This window comes from Photobacterium satsumensis (assembly GCF_050336935.1).
Classification (GTDB): domain Bacteria; phylum Pseudomonadota; class Gammaproteobacteria; order Enterobacterales; family Vibrionaceae; genus Photobacterium; species Photobacterium satsumensis.
In genome coordinates, this window is record NZ_JAKJSK010000006.1 from 1279659 (window position 1) to 1298396 (window position 18738).

An 18738-nucleotide genomic window follows, 5' to 3' on the forward strand; every position below is an offset into this window, starting at 1 on the left:
TAATTAGCGCCCTTTCTCGTTACATCAATCGTTAAATCAAATCATTGAATCAATAGCTGTCGTCATACTCCGGATAAGCGTCACGCTGGCGCGCGATACGGCGCTTTTTCTTCTTTGATGATTGGTCTAAATCTTGAAAATCACCTTCAAAATCGAACTTGTGTTTTGACTTAGCCCCTTTAGAGAATTTTTGATCTAACTTAGCCATGCTTGTTTCCTGAAACCATTCCAGAGTAAGTAACAAATACAGATTAATTGAACGCTGGCAACGACACATGCCAACAGCAAAATATCACTACCAAACCTGATCGAAGTGTAACTTTGGATTATGACAAAAATACTAAATACCATCGGACCGGCAACAAATAGTATCAAGGTCATCAATCCCATAATGCCATTTGTGATATACATCTATATTCTCGTATCGCTGTCTCCTCCAACTTAGAGGAGACAGCGAGAGAATAGGAGATCACTGCAATTTATGTACAACAAGTAATTTTTCAGCCAACGATTAAATTTACTGATGATCTGTCGGTTTCGATTTCTATCTAAACACTTTCAATAATTTGATTGAACGGCACCGCTAGCATAGACTCCAGCATCTCGGCTTTTTCTGTGTCTTCACGCCATACCAGATACAGCGACTGCTCCATCACTGGTGCACCTTCTACAGGGAACAACAACCCGTCCTGCACGCTGGCAGCCACAACTGGGGAAGGTAGAAAACCCACGCCGTTATTGTTAATCAAAAACTCCAGTGCCATCTTGCTCGAATGGGTATGCATGATTGGCGTCTTCTGAAGCTCGACAATCCGGCTATGCTCAACCGAAAAGCGCGTTCCCCAATCGAGATACACCAAAGGGAGCGACTTAACTCTCTCCATCGTGCAATCTTTATCTTTGCTCACTAGCTGCAACTGATAATCACGCACTTTAGTCACCTGCAGGTTTTCTATCTTAGGCGGCTCAGAGGTGATCGCCACATCGACACTTTTATCCAACAGTTGTTTTGCCAAACTTTGGCGTGGAATAGATTCCAATCGTAAGGCAAGCCCATCAACATGCTGATAGATCCGGCTGACCCAATCTGAAATACCATCGAATTCCCAGAACAATGATGAGGCCCCAATCGTTACTTGCTGATTAAGCGTCTCAGTCAGTGCCACATCCTGCCTTGCTCGTCCCCAGGTTTGCAAAATAGCTTCTGCATAGGGCTGAAGGCGCTCACCAGCGGCTGTCAGGTGCACGTTACCACGCTGGCGCGAAAACAGGTCATTCCCCAGTTGGGTTTCCAGTTGGCGAATACGGAAGCTCACTGCAGACTGAGTTAAAAACAAGTTGTCAGCAGCACGGCCAAAATGGCGCGTTTTGGTCACTTCAAGAAAGGTTCTAAGTAGTTCTGTGTCCACTAGCGTCCTCGACGACGAAGATTAAGGGTTAAAGGGATCATAATACATCTTGATACCCTTTCAGCTTAATCAAAAATTTTTATCGATACGACGAAAAACTTTTGATTTACAAGATCAACAACCTGAAAGAATATCTGCGCAAATCACGTTTGGAAGCATATTCAATGAGAAGTGTAGGCAAATTTTACGACGATAAAAATTTCCCACGAGGTTTCAACCGCTCAGGTGTTTTCACCATTGGCGAAGCTCAATTACTCGAAAACTTTGGTCGCACGATGCGTGGCCTCGCTGATGGTTCATTAAGTCCGGAAACGATTAATGAACAAGAGTTTCTTGCTGAAATCAGTGGCAGCAAAGAAGTTCAAACCAGCTATGCAAAATGCTGGTCTAAATACGTGGCTAAAACGACCAAAAAAGTACGTAGTTACACACTGTGCGTTTCGCAAAGAAAACAGTACGCACACGACTTTGATGATGACGATGTCGATACCGACATCGAGATCTAAACTGAGTAAAGCACTTTTACTCTCACTATTTACCATTATGAATAAGCCATCCACCCTACGTGCGATGGCTTACTTCTTTATACCCCTGTCAACGTTGACAGTAATTAGGCGACTGCTATGAAAATTTGTTTTGTTATGTATCCGTGGGACAAAGTTGAGCCAGAGAATGACTCGACACTGCGTCTGATCCACGAGGCTGCCTCACGCGGTCACACGGTAGCCATTACAACACCGAATAATCTGACTATGCGACACAGCACGGCTATCGCATTCTGCCAAGTGCTGAAACAGACGGAGGTATCTAGCAATATCCCAAGTTTTTACCGCAAAGCAGAGTTTCGTAAAGTCCAGCTACCATTGGCAGGCTTCGATGTCATTTTCATGCGCGCCAATCCGCCGCTAGACACCATGGCATTGAACTTCCTCGATTCGGTTCGTGATCACACCTTTATCATGAACGATATCGACGGTTTGCGTGTAGCCAATAACAAGCTGTACACGACATCGCTCCCGGATCCGAACAATGAGTTCATTCCGGTGACCCATGTATCGAAAAACCGCGATTACTTGGAACGTGTACTAGAGGAAACGCCGAATGATCGCATGATCATGAAGCCACTGAACGGTTACGGCGGCAAAGGCGTCATCTTGGTTGAGAAAAGCGCTAAATCAAGCGTGAAATCACTACTGGATTTCTATATCGGTGATGACAAGAACTACGTCATTCTTCAGGACTACATCGAAGGGGCTGAAGAAGGTGATGTGCGCATCATGATGCTAAACGGCGAGCCTATCGGTGCGATGCGCCGTGTGCCAGCCAAAGGCGACGTGCGCTCGAACATCCATGCCGGCGGTAAAGAAGTGAAGCATACATTGACCAAGCAAGAGCTGCGTCTATGTAAGCACATTGGCCCGAAACTGGTGCGCGATGGTCTTTACTTTGTTGGGTTGGACGTTATCAACGGCAAACTGGTTGAGGTGAACGTGCTGAGCCCTGGTGGCATCACCCGTATCAACCGTTTAAACCGTACTAAGTTGCAAGTTCAAGTTATTGATTTTGCCGAAACCGTTGTTAAGGCAAAAGAAGTCAGCATTACACGTAAAAATGAATTTCGTCAGGTGATTGCCGATGCTACAACTTTCTGAAGCGGAAATTCTGGAAAGGATCCAGCAGTTAATTCCGTTTGAAGCCCAGCTTAACGATGGAAGCTTGACCATTCGTATCAGCGAATATCAGCCTTACATTGCTACTGCTATCCATCATGGTCACCGCCTACGCGGCGACCTGATGCCAAACTGTTTACTCACAGAAGAGGAGCGCTACTTCGAGGAAGATCCCTTCACTGGCGATTTCATTTCCTCGCTGCCAATCGTCCTTCAGGGCGAGGACTCGCGCTACGAGTACGACTTGAATCGTGCGCCTGAAAACTGCATCTATGATGAAGCGTGGGGTAAACCGGTTTGGCAAACGCCACTCACTGATGATGAGCGTGCGGTTTCGCTGGCAAAGCATAGCTGTTATTACCGTATTCTAGCGTGTCTAATTGATACGCTGGAAAGCCAATTCGGTCTGTGCCTGTTGTATGACGTCCATTCATACAACTACCAGCGCATTGACCGTGACGTGCCGGTATTTAACCTAGGTACAAGGCAAGTCAACACGCGCCGCTGGCGCAAAGAAATTGATAGCTTGGTCGGCAAGCTTCGTAACATAGAGCTACCGAACATTGATATCACCGCTGAAGTCAATGATGTCTTTCAAGGTATGGGTTATCAGGCCAGCTTTGTGAAATCCCATTTCACCAATACGCTGATCATGCCTTTGGAAGTGAAGAAGGTCTTCATGGACGAGGCGCGTGGTGAAAGCTTCCCGCTGGTTATCGACAAGCTACGTGCTGAGATGAAAAACGTACTGACTGAGCACGCCGCAGAAACCATTTTGCGCCGTACCAAGGTCAAGAAACTAACGGGCAGCCATGTACTGGCTTCTAAGTTGCCGCGTGAAGTACTCAAGCTCGATCGCCAACTGTTTTCGATTGCAAGGGGAGTGAATACGCTTAGCTATATCAACCCACTTAATATCAAACAGGAAAAACGCCGGTTCTTACACCGTCCATATGACTACCCGTTGAACTTTACATATCGACAGCTGGATTTGGACCCGTTTAAGTTCCGTGAGCAGCTCTACCGTTTACCGGTGGAAGATATCCGTGATGCGGATATCCAAGCGATGTACCGCAAGGTGATTGACCAGCTTGCCGTGCGTATCGATTTGCTGACCAGCATTGGTAGTGACGAGTTCCTATATAACTCGCTGCGCTATTATGGCCAGCCGGATCAAAACGATATCGCCAATGCGAACTTTATCTTGCACGCCTGTGAATATAGCGAGCCAGAAGAAGAAACCATTTCAGCTCAAGAAGCGATTCAGGCGTTCAAACAAGCCGCCGATGAGTATGGGGTGAAATGTAAAATCGCAGGCTCTAAGCAGCTGATCGCCCGTGCAATGGTCAGTGGTAGGACAATTAAGGTAAACCAAACGGCGAAATTCAACCGTAAGGACCTTGATGCGCTCATCCACCATGAGCTAGGGGTTCACTTGGTCACCAGCGCCAACGCCGATATGCAGCCATTGAAGGTGCTTAAACTAGGTTTACCGGGTAACACCCATACCCAAGAAGGCTTGGCGATTTTGTGTGAGCATTTGTCAGGTAGCTTCCCGCTACACCGTTTAAAAACGCTGGCATTGCGGGTAGTGGCTGTCGATATGATGGTCAAAGGTGAAAGCTTCAATGAGACCTTCCATGTGCTAAAACATGACTATGGGATCAGTAGCGATCAAGCCTTCACCATTACGGCCCGTGCCTACCGTGGAGGTGGTTTCACCAAAGACTACCTTTACCTGAAAGGGTTGAAAGATGCATTGCATGCCTATGCCAATGAAGATCTGACATCACTGTTTATCGGTAAAACCGGTTTTGAATTCAAGCCGTTACTTGATGAGTTGATCACCCGTGAGATCCTTAAAAAGCCGGCTTATATGCCAAAGGCACTCGCGATGAAAGATACCAGCGATCCTATCATCAGCTATATGCTCAAATGCATTAAGTAATCTTTACAGCCTGCTAAAACAACAAGCCGCGAGGGCAATACCTCGCGGCTTTATTTTTAATCTTCACACTCTTTTTTCTCATAAGCAATCACAGACACAATCGCGCCATCTTGATCGCTAATAGCACAGATGCGGCCTACGCCCGGAATATCTTTTGGTTCATAGACATTACAACCACCTGCCGCTTTCGCTGCCATGACTGTCGCATCGACATCATCGACCGTAATATAGCAGCCCCAGTGATTGGGGATATTCTCATAACCTTCGGGTTTACCCATTATTCCACCAACAGGCTCTCCTTCTGCTTTTAGAATATGATAAGTCCCCTCTTCCATCGGCATCGCCTCGACTTCCCAGCCTATAACCTGACGGTAGAACTCAATCGCTTTCTCAGGATTATCGGTCATTAATTCAGACCAACTAAACGCACCATGCTGCTCAAAAACACTCGCCATCCTTCTCTCCTTATCGATATTCAAGGCCTGCTATTAAAGCTAGCCTAACTCGCCAAATCTGCTGCTCTTTATGCTGATTACCAAGAATAAAGCACAGGTTAAGTCCTACCCTTTCTGACATGGTCAACATTCTGTTTTTCAGTGACTTTTTCATTAGGTGCGCTTTGCATTTACCTGGATGAAGGATACGATGAGCTAACGCTTTTGAATGAATAGATAGAGTAAACATGGACGATATCCAACTAGCACTTGAAGCCTACAACAGCCCCAATCGTCACAACTTCAAGTTGGACGATAAAAGCGTCTCGAACCTTGTCGCGGTAAAGTATTACCTGTCAGAAGCACTGTGTTCGACAACAGGTAATGAAAAAGCCGATATCCTCATGACCATGGCCAACGTAGATAGCTTTCAAGGAAACATCGACAAGGCTATAGATGGCTATAGCCAAGCGTTGCTAGTCGCTTGCGACCAGCAGAAGGTCACGCTCCATAGCTACCTTGCTGTCTGGTACCATTATCAGGGCAACCCGCAGCGTGTCACTAAACATATTGAGCAGCTCTCCCATATTAATCCCCTATCTGCAAAAACCATTACGAGTATCATCGATATTCTTGAGAATAATCTTAATAACCCAATATGTTATCAACACAGTGGCTCTCTCCTAGGCTCAGAGGCCGCTGCACGGCACGCCATTGTTACCCTTGGCTATAAACTCAATAACGACGGTTCAATCGCCAAACCATTAACACTAAGACTGGAACAAACCCTCAAGCTTGCCGAACTATCTCCAGATAGCGTAATCGTCGTCACTGGTGGAGTTAAAACAGCAGGTACCACGGAAGCCGAACAGATGAAAAAATGGCTGGTAGAACGTGGGATAGATAGCAACAGGATAATTAAAGAAGAGAAAGCGGCCAACACTATAGAAAACGCCCAACACACCTTGGTGATTTTACAGCGTAAGCAAATGCAACACGCAACTTTAATCAGCGCGTCGATTCACGTTCACCGCTCACAAATACTGTTTGAGACCATTCAGCACAGCCAGAAACGAGTCGAAGAACAAAGACAAGGCTCTCACACTGTTTTTGACCATCTCGCCGTTACCGATGGATTATCACCCACTGACTTCCCGACAGGACAAACACGTATCAACTGTTACATTGATGCGTTACGGGGTTACGGGTTGGCGGCTTTCAATTGTGCTGGGTATCAACAAATTTAAAAATTGTGATAAAAAGAAGGCCCACCATGGGCCTAATTTCCAAACCACTAATGTGGCGGATAAACTCAATAATAAAACCCTTCATACTGGGTATATTCAAAAGGCTCTAGCTCGTACTTACTTTCAAGGAAGGTAATAAGGTCAACGAGGTCGGTGACAGTCATCACATCGTTATAACTTGGCATTATGGACTCACCCGAGCGCATGACCTCTTCGGGCTCATAACCGTCGGCAATGCGGTGCGACGGATTGATAACCGAAACAACCAGCTCCTGGTATTTTTTCAGGCTTGGTACCTTGCCTCCCAACGCAACATTGACACCGGACTCATCCAGCACCTCAGGCCGTTCATACCCTTCCATGGAATGGCAACTTAAACATTGATAGTGGAGGAATAGCTCTTCACCGTGGTCTGCGCTACCTGGAGGCAATGTAAACGTTGCGGTGTTTCCGCGCTCCGGCGGTTCACACCCTGTCAGCACAACGGTCAATACGGTACCAAGTAGCAATGGGAATAGTTTCATAAATCACCACCTGTCTTTTGCTTAGTTTGGTTAGCAGATTCTGTGGCTATGATAAGCGTAGAAGGCAATAGAGAAAGGAAGCGCCAAGATTAGCAACTGTTTAAAGGTTGGTTGATAAAAATCAAAAACCAGCCCGTAGGCTGGTTCTTCATTCGTATTCTTTTGCTACGAAGCTTAGTTTTGCTACGAGGCTTAAATAACGCCGAGTTCGCGTAGACGCTCCATCAGGTAACTGTTCGCCGTGTGGCGCTCTGACAGTACAACGTCAGGTTTCGGGTGAAGGAATAGCGGCAATGAAATACGCGCCTTTGTTTTGTCCGCACCTTCAGGGTTGATCACACGGTGGGTCGTTGACGGGAAGTAACCGTCAGAGGCTTCTTGCAGCATATCACCGATGTTAATGATCAAGTTTCCGAAATCACATGGCACATCCAGCCACTCACCGTCTTTGCTCAATACCTGGAGACCCGGCTCATTCGCAGCAGGAAGTACCGTCAGAAGGTTGATATCTTCATGCGCGCCAGCACGGATAGCGCCAAGCTCTTCATCGCCTTTTAGTGGCGGGTAGTGAAGCACGCGTAGTAGAGTCTTATCGCTACCATCAATCATTGATGACAATGGCTGTGAGTATAGCTCTGAAACGTTAGTTGGAGAGTGTTCTTCTACCCAACCAAGCAACTGGCTCGCAAGCTTGTTTGCTTCCTCGTAATAACGCTGAAGCTCAGCTTTTAGTGCATCAGGGCACTGACCCCATGGGTAGTAGTGAAAATACTCTTTGATGTCTTTTTTGCTGTGACCCTTGGCGACTTCAGAAACTTCTGAAGGGAAGAATCCATCTTGAGTATCAACATTAAAGCGGAAGTTTTCTTTCTCTTCCGTGTTGAAAAAGCCTTGCCAGTTATCATAAATCGACTGAACAAGCTGCTGCTGGATTGGGTGGTTCTTCAATACCCCAAAGCCTGTGGTACGAAGTGATTCGACAAAGCGCTCGGCGGCATCGGGCGCGTTATAATCTACTGCTTCCAATTTCATGTTTTATCTTCTTCTATCTGACTGACTCGTTATTTTTATACCAAGTTACTTGGTTATATCACCGACGTAATCGGTTGCATTGCATTTTATCGTTTGCACTTACTCACCGACACCGCCATTTCGGAAACAATCTGTTCACAGTAAGAAACAGCGAACAGATACTAAAAATCAAAACAATCAGCAGGCTTAATATTTCTGCGTAACAACACCAGGGTGGTTATTTATTGCGCAGGAATATTATCGCCGTTAAATCAATAAGTAATAGCTATTAAAGAAATAGGAACCATCAATTTCATTTTATGCCCCGTGATTCGTATATTTGCCATGCTTTACAACACAAGGTAATTATAAAAATGATATTTAAACAAAAAACCCTCGTCATTGCGCTAGGCTTGGCAACGGCACTGAATGTCAGCGCCCAGACTCTCACCCGTGACAATGGCGCAAGCGTTGGGGATAACCAAAACTCTGTTATTGCTGGTAGCGATGGCAGCGTGCTGTTACAAGACGTACAACTAATACAAAAACTTCAACGATTCGCCCGTGAGCGTATCCCTGAGCGTGTCGTTCATGCCCGAGGGGCTGGCGCACACGGCGTTTTTGTCGCCAGCACTGATTTCAGTGACATCACTGCTGCCGCCCCTTTTGCCCTCAGCGGCAAAGAAACGCCTGTTTTCGTTCGTTTCTCATCGGTGATTCACGGTAAAGGCAGCCCGGAAACATTGCGCGATCCACGAGGCTTTGCGACAAAATTCTACACAGATGAAGGTAACTGGGATTTGGTGGGTAACAACCTTCCGGTATTCTTTATTCGAGATGCCATTAAATTCCCTGATATGGTCCACTCACTCAAGCCATCACCGGTAAACAATATTCAAGATCCTAACCGGTTCTTCGATTTCTTCTCGCATGAAGCGGGAGCCACTCATATGCTGACTTGGCTGTACAGCGATTATGGTACGCCTGCAAGCTATCGTGAGATGGATGGTTTTGGTGTGCATGCCTATAAAATGATCAACAGCGAAGGCAAAGTTAGCTACGTCAAGTTTCAATGGAAGACTCAGCAAGGTATCAACAACCTTGATAGCAGCCAATCCGCAGCTATCCAGTCGAAAGACTTCCAGCATATGACCCGAGATCTGTTTGATAATATTGAGCAGGGCAACTTCCCGCAATGGGACCTCTATATCAAAGTGCTTGAAGCCGATAAGTTGAACGATTTCGAATATAACCCGTTAGATGCTACCAAGATGTGGTTGGATGTTGCCGAAACCAAAGTCGGCACTATGACGCTAAACCGTAATCCGGATAATTTCTTCCAAGAAACCGAGCAAGTTGCCATGGCACCGGCAAACCTGATCACGGGTATTGAGCCGTCGGAAGACAGACTGCTACAGGGCCGGGTATTCTCTTATGCCGATACCCAAATGTATCGATTGGGTGCTAACCATCAGCAACTACCGATCAACCAGCCAAAGCAACCAGTAACCAACTACAACCAAGATGGCGCGGCAAATCACGGCCATACCCAAGGCGATATCAATTACCAACCAAGCCGACATAGCTCAGTGAAAGAAGACTCCAAGGCTCGTCATAGTAACGCAACACTATCTGGCCAAGTTCAGCAAGCGAGTATTAACAAGCAAATGAACTTTGCCCAAGCTGGAGAGCTATACAGAAGCTTCAGCGAGCAAGAAAAAAGCAACCTAATTTCGAATTTCGCTGCCGACTTAAGTGCGGTAGAAGACGCCAGCATCAAGAATATGATACTGAGTTTCACCTACCTGGCAGACACTGACTACGGTACTCGCCTGACCCAAGCGGTAGACGGTAATCTAAATCAAGTGAAACGCTTAGCGGCCCAACAGTTAATGTAAATACATCAAACACCTGGGTGCGGCTTGCCCGCACCCACTTTCTTACTGATTAAATTATGAAAAAATTATACCACCTTGGCATCGGTGTCATCTTCACGATGGCTATTTTACTGATTTCCACCAGCAGCTGTGCCAGCGAGCACGATGCTGATTACCAGGCGTTATTAGAGTATTATTTTGCAGCTGCACGTACAGCTGACACTGAAGTGCTCAGCGAATTTATCAACGCTGGCTTGCCCGTCGATACGCAAGATAGCAAAGGCTATTCCGCCCTGATGTTTACTAGCTACCACGGCCATTACCAAGCTACCAAACTACTACTCAATAAAGGCGCAAATGCCTGCCTGAAAGACAACCGAGGTAACACAGCTTTGATGGCTGCAATTTTTAAAGGCGAAGTAAAAATTGCCAAGCAGTTGATGAATACCCAATGCAACACGGATAGCCAAAACAATGCCGGCCAGACCGCTCTCATGTATGCATCGTTATTTGGTCGTGAAGAACTTAAAGCAATTCTTATCGAGCGAGGTGCGGATATCACATTGGAGGACAGCAGTGGTAACAGCGCCATGAGCTTGGAGAAGCAATAGGATTGAATGCAAAGATAAAAAAATGCCTCCGCTTAAGCAGAGGCAACACCAGCAAATAACAACACATTTGAATCGTCTTCAATATAGCGGCAGCAGCAGAGATAAACTTACCATTTTGCGCCACTACCGCACATTGCCCGAGGGTTCTAGCTCTTACTGGCTTACTTTTTCTTGAATAATGACAACGATACCCTCAACCCTAATCACTTCAACCAGGGTTCCTGCAGGTATGTTGGACTCTGATTTAGCGGTCCACGTCGTGTCACCGAGTTGCAAGCGACCTTGTCCAATGGAAAAGTCATTTTCTAGTACGCAAGTTTGGCCGACTAATTGTTCGGATCGTTGATTCAAGCTGCGCTTCTCGTCACCGGCTTTATCTTGTTTGTGCTGGTAACGCCACCACAACCAAGTCGTGAACAAGCAAAATACAGCGAAGGTCAGCCATTGCATTTCCCAGCCTAATGGAAGGAAGAACAAAATCGCCCCCACCAACAAAGCCGATACGCCTAGCCATAGCAGGTAACCGGCAGTGCCTAATAACTCCAATAGTAACAATACCAGCCCCAACGCTAGCCAATGCCAGACATTCATTTGCTCAAGTAACGTGATCATGCCTGCTTACCTTTCTCTCCTTCTTTACTGCTCCCTGACTGGCTGAGGATTTCAGTGATCCCAGCAATCGAGCCCATCAGGCCAGTCGCCTCCAGAGGTAACATAATAATTTTACCATTCTCTGCTTGGCCTATCGTTTTCAACGCATCGGTATACCCTTGGGCGATGAAGTAGTTAACGGCTTGTAGATCCCCTTTAGCAATGGCGTCAGAAACCATGGCTGTCGCCCTTGCCTCAGCCTCGGCAGCTCGTTCCCTTGCTTCCGCCTGCAGAATAGCGGCTTGCTTATCACCTTCAGCCCTAAGGATTTCAGATTGCTTGTGGCCTTCGGCACGCAAAATTTCAGCCTGCCTTACCCCTTCAGCTTCTAAAACCTCTGCTCGCTTATTACGCTCTGCCTTCATCTGGGCATTCATCGCCGAAGTAAGATCGGCTGGAGGCTGCACATCCTTAATTTCTATACGAGTGACCTTTACACCCCAAGGGTTTGTGGCCTGATCAACAATAGTCAGTAGGCGGCCATTAATGGTGTCTCGCTGTGATAGCATCTCATCGAGTTCCATCGAACCTAACACAGTACGGATATTCGTAAGAGTGAGGTTCCGGATAGCATGTTCCAGATCGGTCACTTCATACGCGGCTTTCGGCGCATCGATAACCTGCACAAAACACACCGCGTCGATGGTGACATTGGCGTTATCTCGTGAAATCACCTCTTGTGCCGGAATATCCAACACTCGTTCCATCATATTGATCTTGTTACCGACTTGGTCGATAAAAGGCACGATCAAATTCAAACCAGGACGAAGTGTTTTGGTATAGCGTCCAAAACGTTCGACAGTCCACTCACTACCCTGTGGAACGGTTTTAACACCCGAAGCAATAAACACTATTGCCACTATGATAAATACACCAACAGTGACCAAAGTATCGTACGGCATGTTGCTCTCCTTAATAAACAGCGTTCAGTTAATAGCCAGAATACCGTATGCAACTACATCAATACAATGGCTACCTCCCTGAACTTCAATAAAAAAAGCCCCACCGTCGTGGGGCTTCGCTAGCAATCAATGGGTATCAAACCTGAAAACGGCCAACTTGTTGCCGCAACTTTTGGCATTGCGTTGCAAGTTGTATGAATGCTGCTTCCGTTGTACTTACCTTCCCGACCACTTCCTGACTTTTACCAGCAATTTTCTGGACATTCTGGCTAATATCTTCACTCACTTGGCTCTGTTGATTCGCAGCAGTCGCAATTTGCAGGTTCATTTCGTTAATGACGTCGATGGAGTGACTAATAAGATCCAAGGATTCATTGGCGGTATTTGCCTGGCTAACGGTTGCAATACCACTCTCACGACTGCGCTCCATAGCGGCTACTGCTTGCTTAGCCCCATGTTGCAAACGCTCAATCATTGCTTGGATTTCGCCGGTACTCATTTGTGTTTTGCTCGCAAGTGAACGTACTTCATCGGCCACCACTGCAAAGCCCCTTCCCTGTTCACCAGCGCGGGCCGCTTCAATCGCTGCATTCAGTGCCAGTAAATTGGTCTGTTCGGCAATGCCACGGATGACATCCAGAATGGAGGCAATATTAGCAACGTCGCGCTCAAGTTCGGTGATCACTTGGTTGGAGCCTTCAATATCCTCAGATAATTGGTGAATCGAGCTGACGGCATTTTCCAATACGTTTTTCGCTGCTTTGGACTCATCACTGGCATGCTGGCTAGCTTGTGCAGCTTCGCCCGCGTGCTGACTGACATTGTCGCTGGTCGCACTCATTTCATGCACAGCGGTGGCTACATGGGCACTCTCTTCCTGTTGCGAGTTGGCATGAATGGCAACATTCTTAGTCTCATTCTGAATATTTCCAGTAGTCTCTTGCACAACCTGCAATGTCGCCGAAACATCAATGATCGTATGATGGATTTCCGAGACAAACGCATTGAAGCCCTTCCCTAATTGTCCGACTTCGTCCTTGCTTTCCACTTTGACTCGCTGCGTTAAATCACCATCACCACTGGCAATATCATTCATGGCGGCAGTGAGTTTCTTAAGCGGAGAAATTATAATGCTGGATAGAAACCAGGTTCCAGCTAGGGATACCAAAGCCGTAACTATCACCCCCACTTCTAACAAAATGGTAGCCCAGTCGACTTTATCTACCAGATCCTGCTTTACCGACGCTTCTTTTTGTTCGATCGCCGCTCTCAGCAACATGAATTCATCAATTAAAGCGGTAAACCCTTCATTCATTATTTCACGGTTAGTAAAATAGTATTGTTCTGCCTGAGATGGGTCACTAACGATAGTGGCGTAATGCTGAATCAACTGCTGATATTGGGATTGAATCGCGTTCAAGACAGCTTGATTACCACCACCGATTAAGCCTTCGGCAACCAATGGCTGCGCTGATAATAACCTTCTCAGCGCCTTAGGCTCATTATCTTCAAACAGCTCAATGTTATACGCAAGAAACCTTTTATCACCGGAGGCAAGTACGACCCCTTGGGCAGCCGTGTTTAGCTGATAAAGATCTCGATAACCCTGATCCATTTGCGCCAATGCCGGTTCAATTCTCTGGTCTAGAAAGTGATTAATTCTCTCTTGGTCAATCAACACCGATACGACGAAAGCAAAAAACACCACGAACATGGTGACAGCAAAAATAACCGGGATCAGAAACTTCCAGCGAAAGCTCAGATGGTGAATCCAAGGCATAGTACACTCCAATTGATTTTTTTCTCACTTGATTCAACAGCTTGCCGCTACCTATTCAGAATCAAACAAGAAACAATGTTGAGCCTACCGACAACAACAATGCAGAGTGACAAATCAAGGCGTTGTTTTTGAAGCGCTATTTTAACACTCATCCATATGCTCAATATTGAATGATGACGTTTATCCAACTGAGTTCATTACATTTCCCCCTTTACAAAGCGCTTTGAGCCATTGATGACGCAATCCTCACTCGTGTCAAAAAATTGGCAACTTCTTAATTTGATTACAAATTAACAGCACAACACGCCCGAGTTAACAAATCAGATCAAAAAAAGACAAAATATTTCCATTTGATACATCGGTATGCTCTCATTGCCTAAAAAACAACAATATACTTACAAAGGGTTATCTAGTGACGCGCTCAACACCAACAGTCAACGCTACCCACCAGCCAAAACACAATCAGGAAGTGACATTCGCAAAAGGTGAGCAATTAGTTTCAACCACTGACCTTAAAGGTGTCATTACGTACTGTAATGCCGCTTTTTGCCGTGTTGCTGGGTATTCTGAACAAGAATTACTCGGGCAAAACCACAACATTATTCGGCACCAAGATATGCCGAAAGTGGCTTTTGCCGACCTTTGGCAGCAGGTTCAAGCCAAAAAGGCTTGGCGGGGGATAGTAAAAAATCGCACTAAAAGCGGTGGTTACTACTGGGTTGATGCCTACGTCACCCCAATTTATGAAAATGGCACTATCGTCGGCTATCAATCCGTAAGGGTTAAACCCGACGCTCAACTAGTGAAAACAGCTGAAACGGCTTATAAGCAGTTAATTAAAGCAGAACGTGGCAGCAAAACCCTGTCTTTATCCCTGCCAAGCCCAATAAAGTACGGTCTGCTCCTAGCCGCCTGTACCCTCCCCTCTGCAGCAGTATTGATGACAAGCGGTGTAAGCCTAAATGCCTTGGTGGCACTTTCCCCTGCTCTGGTCCTAGGCACATTATTCCGTCAAGAGTTGTTCGGTACGCCGTCGAAAATTAAGCACTTGAAATCACAATATGACAGCCTCAGCCGAGCCATTTTTTCGGGGACAGACTCGTTTTCGGTGGTCGACTACCACCTAAAAATGGCTTCAGCTGGTATGCGCACAGTATTGGGTAGAATGACCGATTCTGCAGCACCTTTGCATGACTTAGCCGATGATTTAAGTGATACCACCAGCCGGGTCAATGGTGCCATTGCTGACCAAAACACAACGGTCCAGCATATCGCGACAGCAATCGACAATATCTCCGATTCAGCACGGACCATCTCTGTACACGCCAGCGAGAGCCATCAGCTTCTGGATCTAACCCGAGAACAATGTTCGGTGACCCGCACCCAACTCGATGCGACCCAGTCAAGCCTGAATGCTCTTTCGACACAAGCCCGCCAAGCCACTGATGCAACAGACAAACTCAGCACCGAGGCCAGTACCGTCAGTGCCGTGATGTCAGAAATCAGTGGGATTGCAGATCAAACCAACTTGCTTGCCCTCAACGCTGCCATAGAAGCTGCCCGTGCCGGCGAACATGGCCGAGGTTTTGCTGTAGTTGCCGATGAAGTTCGCGCTTTATCTTCCCGCACTCAAACAGCAACGGAACAAATCCAAACCAGTATTGGCAATATGCTGGCCACCATTGAAAACTGGCAAGTCTTGATTAAGAACAACCATAACGACACCTTAGTGTGTGTCGAGCAAGCAGCCCAAGGGGCTGAAGCATTGAGCACTGTTGAGCAAAACATGAAGGCTATCAATGAACTTGTCGACCAAGTGTCATCCTCGGCACAGAGCCAAGAGTCCCATGCCCAGCAAACCAGTGAACATATCCATGCTTTTGCCGACACATCTCAGCAAAACCTCGAGGGAGTCAGCCAAGTCGAACAGAGCAGTGCCGAACTTAAGCGGCGAGTTGATGATTTCTATCTATTGGCAGACAGGTTTAAGAACCACTAAAGCCACTTCACAATTACCTGCAACTCACCCGCTATCATTATCTCGCTAGCTTGAATTTGATAGCAATCTGGCTACCCACATGGGCAATCTCCCCATACTTAGGTATGATCGGGATATTGCCCTCTTAATGTGTGTTGCTCATGTATCTCAACAACCTAAAACAGTATTTTGGCTTCGATAGCCTGCGCCCCGGACAAGATGACGTGATTGGAAAAGTCATTGCAGGCCAGTCTGCTGCAGCGATTTTCCCTACAGGGTCGGGCAAGTCACTGTGCTATCAACTGCCCGCTTTGCAGCTTCCTCACCTGACATTGGTGATCTCTCCATTGCTGGCATTGATGAAAGATCAGATCAGCTTCCTCCATATTAAAGGCATACAGGCAGCGTCAATTGACTCGAGCCAAAGCTGGGAAGAAACGCAACAAGTCATGCAAGGGGTACGGTCGGGCACCATCAAAATTCTGATGATTTCGGTCGAGAGATTGAACAACGAACGTTTTCGCCAGTTCATTTCACAAGTGCCTATTTCTCTTCTGGTCGTCGATGAAGCACACTGTATTTCCGAGTGGGGCCATAACTTCCGTCCAGACTACCTGAAGCTGCCACAATATCGGCAGTCATTAAATATCCCGCAGGTACTGTTGCTTACCGCTACGGCGACACCCGCCGTCATCAGTGACATGGGGCAAAAGTTCGGGATTGATGAAAGCAATATCGTGATCACAGGCTTCTATCGTGCAAACCTGGATTTAACCATCGCCCCGACCCCAGACGCTGAAAAGCAAGCGGCTTTATACAATACGCTGGCTAGCGACCCGTCTCTGCCGAGCATTGTTTATGTGACGTTGCAAAAAACAGCTGAAGAACTCGCAGCGTCGCTACAACAACAAGGGATCATGGCACAGGCATACCATGCCGGGATGGACAGTGATCGTCGCCAGCAAATCCAACGTGATTTCATGGCGGGTAAACACCAATGTACGATTGCCACCATTGCCTTTGGTATGGGGATCGACAAAGCAGACATTCGTCGAGTTATTCACTTTGATCTTCCCAAATCAATAGAAAACTACAGTCAGGAGATCGGCAGAGCCGGCCGTGATGGACAGCCTTCCAACTGCATACTGCTTGGCAGCAAGTCAGGACTCAATGTGCTGGAAAATTTCGTGTATGGCGATACTCCCGATCAATCTTCGATTGAAACGGTACTTGGGCTAATCCAACAAAATGTACCACAGTGGGAAGTGGTGCAACTGCGGCTCTCCAAAGAAAGTAATATCCGCATGTTGCCACTAAAAACACTGCTGGTTTATTTGGAAATGGCCCAAATCATTGAACCTCAGTACACCTACTTTGCTGATTACCGCTTTAAACTGCTTGTTGAGCAGGAATTTATTATCAACCAGTTCCAAGGTGAGCGACAAAGCTTCGTCAGCCACATCTTTGCCTGCTCTCCCAAAGCGCGCACCTGGCATACGGTTGATTTCGATGCCTTATGGCAGACTGCCCAGACAGAGCGTAAACGTGTTGTCGCCGCGATTGACTACTTCAGTGAAAAAGGCTGGGTTGTTTTGGAAAGCAAACAGATGACTGACGTGTACCGCGTGATTAACCCAAACTTTGATATCAAAGAAGAAGCAGGTCGTTTGTATCACCTGTTCAAAGCCAAAGAACAGAGTGAAATTGCCAGGTTAGACAATATGCTCGCCTTCTTTGAAAGCCAGCAGTGCCTCAGCCACGAATTGGCCAGCTACTTTGCGGATCATCGAGCACCTCAGCAATGTGGTCATTGCTCGGTCTGTCGTGGAAGCGTTGCCAAACTGCCATCCGATACCCAGCTGGCTGAAGTATCGGAGAACATGCTTAAAGCATGGTGTGACCCATTCATTGCCGCTTGTCCTACTTTACCTTCAGCTGCAGCAGTCACCCGTTTCCTTTGCGGAATGACAAGCCCGCTTCACAACGCGATTAAAGCTCGTCAGCTATCAGGGTTTGGTAAAATGGAACACTACCCGTTTCAGCAGACGTTGACTCAAATTCATCAGCTTTATCCCAACCTGAGCTAACCGAGTTAAATCACAGATACCCAAGTGACTTGACGTTACTTGGGTATACTCCACCCTCCTTTCTGTATGAAAGGCTATTTCCTATCGCTGATGTCATTTGTATTATGAAAAATAACATTACCCCATAGCGATCTTCGTCACAACGTTTTATGATGTCCACATAAACTCAAGTGACTTTAAATTGCAGGATTTAGAGCTACCGAAGGGGAAGCAAGCACCTTGAAGTTACTTGGGTATAATACAAATGGAGATAGAGTAAACGCCATGACAAACGAAAGCCAAGAATACCAAACCTGCGAAGCCTGCGGTGTATCAGCTGAGATGGGTTTTATCATCAAAGAAAATGATGATGTTGCTGATGTAAAAATCTTCGGTGGCGATAAAGCAGCACTAGAAGCTGAACTTGCTAACTACCTTGCCCTCGCTAAGGAAGTTAATGCTAACTTCAAGCATGAAGTAAGCCCGCTTGCAGATGACAGTACTGAGCTAACAGCACGCATCCAATTCGAGTGCAGCGCAGAAAAACTCATTTTCGAGCTTAAAACACGCTCACTAATGCGTTAATTGCACTTAACAAACTGAGAAATCGTGTAATTTTACAACATTTTT

The 18738-nt window shown here is 46.5% G+C and carries 17 protein-coding genes; 9 read left to right on the top strand and 8 right to left on the bottom strand.

Annotation, left to right across the window (positions count from 1 at the left end; all coding sequences use genetic code 11):
• Nucleotides 1-49: 49 nt before the first annotated feature.
• Nucleotides 50-208 carry a hypothetical protein gene (locus L4D79_RS05975; RefSeq protein WP_428648696.1) on the bottom strand — a complete coding sequence of 53 codons (159 nt, stop codon included), beginning with the start codon at nucleotides 206-208 and terminating at the stop codon, nucleotides 50-52.
• 340 nt (nucleotides 209-548) lie between these two features.
• Nucleotides 549-1409: an HTH-type transcriptional regulator HdfR gene (gene hdfR / locus L4D79_RS05980; RefSeq protein WP_428648698.1), complete on the bottom strand. Its 861-nt coding sequence runs from the start codon at nucleotides 1407-1409 to the stop codon at nucleotides 549-551.
• A 164-nt stretch (nucleotides 1410-1573) separates the two neighbouring features.
• Between hdfR and L4D79_RS05985 the strand changes: the two genes are divergently transcribed.
• The 3 genes from L4D79_RS05985 to L4D79_RS05995 all read left to right on the top strand — a co-directional run bounded on the left by L4D79_RS05985 (nucleotide 1574) and on the right by L4D79_RS05995 (nucleotide 5027).
• Nucleotides 1574-1915 (top strand): MaoP family protein, encoded by a 342-nt coding sequence (locus tag L4D79_RS05985; RefSeq protein ID WP_428648701.1) that lies wholly within the window; start codon nucleotides 1574-1576, stop codon nucleotides 1913-1915.
• Nucleotides 1916-2032: 117 nt separating this feature from the next.
• Complete coding sequence (gene gshB / locus L4D79_RS05990) at nucleotides 2033-3061, top strand: glutathione synthase (RefSeq protein WP_428648704.1); 1029 nt, start codon at nucleotides 2033-2035, stop codon at nucleotides 3059-3061.
• Nucleotides 3045-5027: a flavohemoglobin expression-modulating QEGLA motif protein gene (locus L4D79_RS05995; RefSeq protein ID WP_428648706.1), complete on the top strand. Its 1983-nt coding sequence runs from the start codon at nucleotides 3045-3047 to the stop codon at nucleotides 5025-5027. The genes gshB and L4D79_RS05995 overlap by 17 nt, the downstream gene beginning before the upstream one ends.
• 56 nt (nucleotides 5028-5083) lie before the next feature.
• On the opposite strand, the gene L4D79_RS06000 is transcribed toward L4D79_RS05995, so the two are convergent.
• A complete protein-coding gene (locus L4D79_RS06000; RefSeq protein WP_428648709.1) occupies nucleotides 5084-5482 on the bottom strand; it encodes a VOC family protein in 399 nt (132 codons plus the stop codon).
• 227 nt (nucleotides 5483-5709) lie between these two features.
• Between L4D79_RS06000 and L4D79_RS06005 the strand changes: the two genes are divergently transcribed.
• Nucleotides 5710-6708: an ElyC/SanA/YdcF family protein gene (locus L4D79_RS06005; RefSeq protein ID WP_428648711.1), complete on the top strand. Its 999-nt coding sequence runs from the start codon at nucleotides 5710-5712 to the stop codon at nucleotides 6706-6708.
• Nucleotides 6709-6773: 65 nt separating this feature from the next.
• On the opposite strand, the gene L4D79_RS06010 is transcribed toward L4D79_RS06005, so the two are convergent.
• Nucleotides 6774-7232, bottom strand: coding sequence for a cytochrome C (locus L4D79_RS06010; protein ID WP_428648714.1), 459 nt, complete (start codon nucleotides 7230-7232; stop codon nucleotides 6774-6776).
• A gap of 192 nt (nucleotides 7233-7424) precedes the next feature.
• Nucleotides 7425-8264: a 2OG-Fe(II) oxygenase family protein gene (locus tag L4D79_RS06015; RefSeq protein ID WP_428648716.1), complete on the bottom strand. Its 840-nt coding sequence runs from the start codon at nucleotides 8262-8264 to the stop codon at nucleotides 7425-7427.
• A 353-nt stretch (nucleotides 8265-8617) separates the two neighbouring features.
• Here L4D79_RS06015 and L4D79_RS06020 point away from each other — a divergent pair, with 353 nt between their 5' ends.
• A complete protein-coding gene (locus L4D79_RS06020; protein ID WP_428648719.1) occupies nucleotides 8618-10141 on the top strand; it encodes a catalase in 1524 nt (507 codons plus the stop codon).
• A 56-nt stretch (nucleotides 10142-10197) separates the two neighbouring features.
• Nucleotides 10198-10731 carry an ankyrin repeat domain-containing protein gene (locus tag L4D79_RS06025; RefSeq protein WP_428648722.1) on the top strand — a complete coding sequence of 178 codons (534 nt, stop codon included), beginning with the start codon at nucleotides 10198-10200 and terminating at the stop codon, nucleotides 10729-10731.
• A gap of 153 nt (nucleotides 10732-10884) precedes the next feature.
• On the opposite strand, the gene L4D79_RS06030 is transcribed toward L4D79_RS06025, so the two are convergent.
• The 3 genes from L4D79_RS06030 to L4D79_RS06040 form a co-directional block, all read right to left on the bottom strand.
• Nucleotides 10885-11343, bottom strand: coding sequence for an NfeD family protein (locus L4D79_RS06030; protein WP_428648724.1), 459 nt, complete (start codon nucleotides 11341-11343; stop codon nucleotides 10885-10887).
• Nucleotides 11340-12284, bottom strand: coding sequence for an SPFH domain-containing protein (locus L4D79_RS06035; protein WP_428648726.1), 945 nt, complete (start codon nucleotides 12282-12284; stop codon nucleotides 11340-11342). The genes L4D79_RS06030 and L4D79_RS06035 overlap by 4 nt, the downstream gene beginning before the upstream one ends.
• Nucleotides 12285-12420: 136 nt before the next feature.
• On the bottom strand, nucleotides 12421-14064 hold the full coding sequence (locus L4D79_RS06040; protein ID WP_428648729.1) for a methyl-accepting chemotaxis protein: 1644 nt from the start codon (nucleotides 14062-14064) through the stop codon (nucleotides 12421-12423).
• 412 nt (nucleotides 14065-14476) lie between these two features.
• On the opposite strand from L4D79_RS06040, the gene L4D79_RS06045 reads away from it, so the two are divergent.
• The 3 genes from L4D79_RS06045 (at nucleotide 14477) to L4D79_RS06055 (ending at nucleotide 18693) form a co-directional block, all read left to right on the top strand.
• Nucleotides 14477-16063 (top strand): methyl-accepting chemotaxis protein, encoded by a 1587-nt coding sequence (locus tag L4D79_RS06045; protein WP_428648731.1) that lies wholly within the window; start codon nucleotides 14477-14479, stop codon nucleotides 16061-16063.
• Nucleotides 16064-16203: 140 nt separating this feature from the next.
• Nucleotides 16204-18129 carry a RecQ family ATP-dependent DNA helicase gene (locus L4D79_RS06050; protein WP_428648734.1) on the top strand — a complete coding sequence of 642 codons (1926 nt, stop codon included), beginning with the start codon at nucleotides 16204-16206 and terminating at the stop codon, nucleotides 18127-18129.
• A gap of 264 nt (nucleotides 18130-18393) precedes the next feature.
• A complete protein-coding gene (locus tag L4D79_RS06055; RefSeq protein ID WP_428648736.1) occupies nucleotides 18394-18693 on the top strand; it encodes a YfcZ/YiiS family protein in 300 nt (99 codons plus the stop codon).
• Nucleotides 18694-18738: the final 45 nt, after the last annotated feature.

Excerpts from the sequence above, each read along its gene's own strand:
- L4D79_RS06030 (WP_428648724.1), bottom strand. The coding sequence starts at position 11,343 with ATGATCACGTTACTTGAGCAAATGAATGTCTGGCATTGGCTAGCGTTG.
- L4D79_RS05995 (WP_428648706.1), top strand. The coding sequence starts at position 3,045 with ATGCTACAACTTTCTGAAGCGGAAATTCTGGAAAGGATCCAGCAGTTA.
- L4D79_RS06005 (WP_428648711.1), top strand. The coding sequence starts at position 5,710 with ATGGACGATATCCAACTAGCACTTGAAGCCTACAACAGCCCCAATCGT.
- L4D79_RS06010 (WP_428648714.1), bottom strand. The coding sequence starts at position 7,232 with ATGAAACTATTCCCATTGCTACTTGGTACCGTATTGACCGTTGTGCTG.
- L4D79_RS06015 (WP_428648716.1), bottom strand. The coding sequence starts at position 8,264 with ATGAAATTGGAAGCAGTAGATTATAACGCGCCCGATGCCGCCGAGCGC.
- L4D79_RS06000 (WP_428648709.1), bottom strand. The coding sequence starts at position 5,482 with ATGGCGAGTGTTTTTGAGCAGCATGGTGCGTTTAGTTGGTCTGAATTA.
- L4D79_RS06020 (WP_428648719.1), top strand. The coding sequence starts at position 8,618 with ATGATATTTAAACAAAAAACCCTCGTCATTGCGCTAGGCTTGGCAACG.
- gshB (WP_428648704.1), top strand. The coding sequence starts at position 2,033 with ATGAAAATTTGTTTTGTTATGTATCCGTGGGACAAAGTTGAGCCAGAG.
- L4D79_RS05985 (WP_428648701.1), top strand. The coding sequence starts at position 1,574 with ATGAGAAGTGTAGGCAAATTTTACGACGATAAAAATTTCCCACGAGGT.
- L4D79_RS06050 (WP_428648734.1), top strand. The coding sequence starts at position 16,204 with ATGTATCTCAACAACCTAAAACAGTATTTTGGCTTCGATAGCCTGCGC.
- L4D79_RS06025 (WP_428648722.1), top strand. The coding sequence starts at position 10,198 with ATGAAAAAATTATACCACCTTGGCATCGGTGTCATCTTCACGATGGCT.
- L4D79_RS06040 (WP_428648729.1), bottom strand. The coding sequence starts at position 14,064 with ATGCCTTGGATTCACCATCTGAGCTTTCGCTGGAAGTTTCTGATCCCG.
- L4D79_RS06035 (WP_428648726.1), bottom strand. The coding sequence starts at position 12,284 with ATGCCGTACGATACTTTGGTCACTGTTGGTGTATTTATCATAGTGGCA.
- L4D79_RS05975 (WP_428648696.1), bottom strand. The coding sequence starts at position 208 with ATGGCTAAGTTAGATCAAAAATTCTCTAAAGGGGCTAAGTCAAAACAC.
- L4D79_RS06055 (WP_428648736.1), top strand. The coding sequence starts at position 18,394 with ATGACAAACGAAAGCCAAGAATACCAAACCTGCGAAGCCTGCGGTGTA.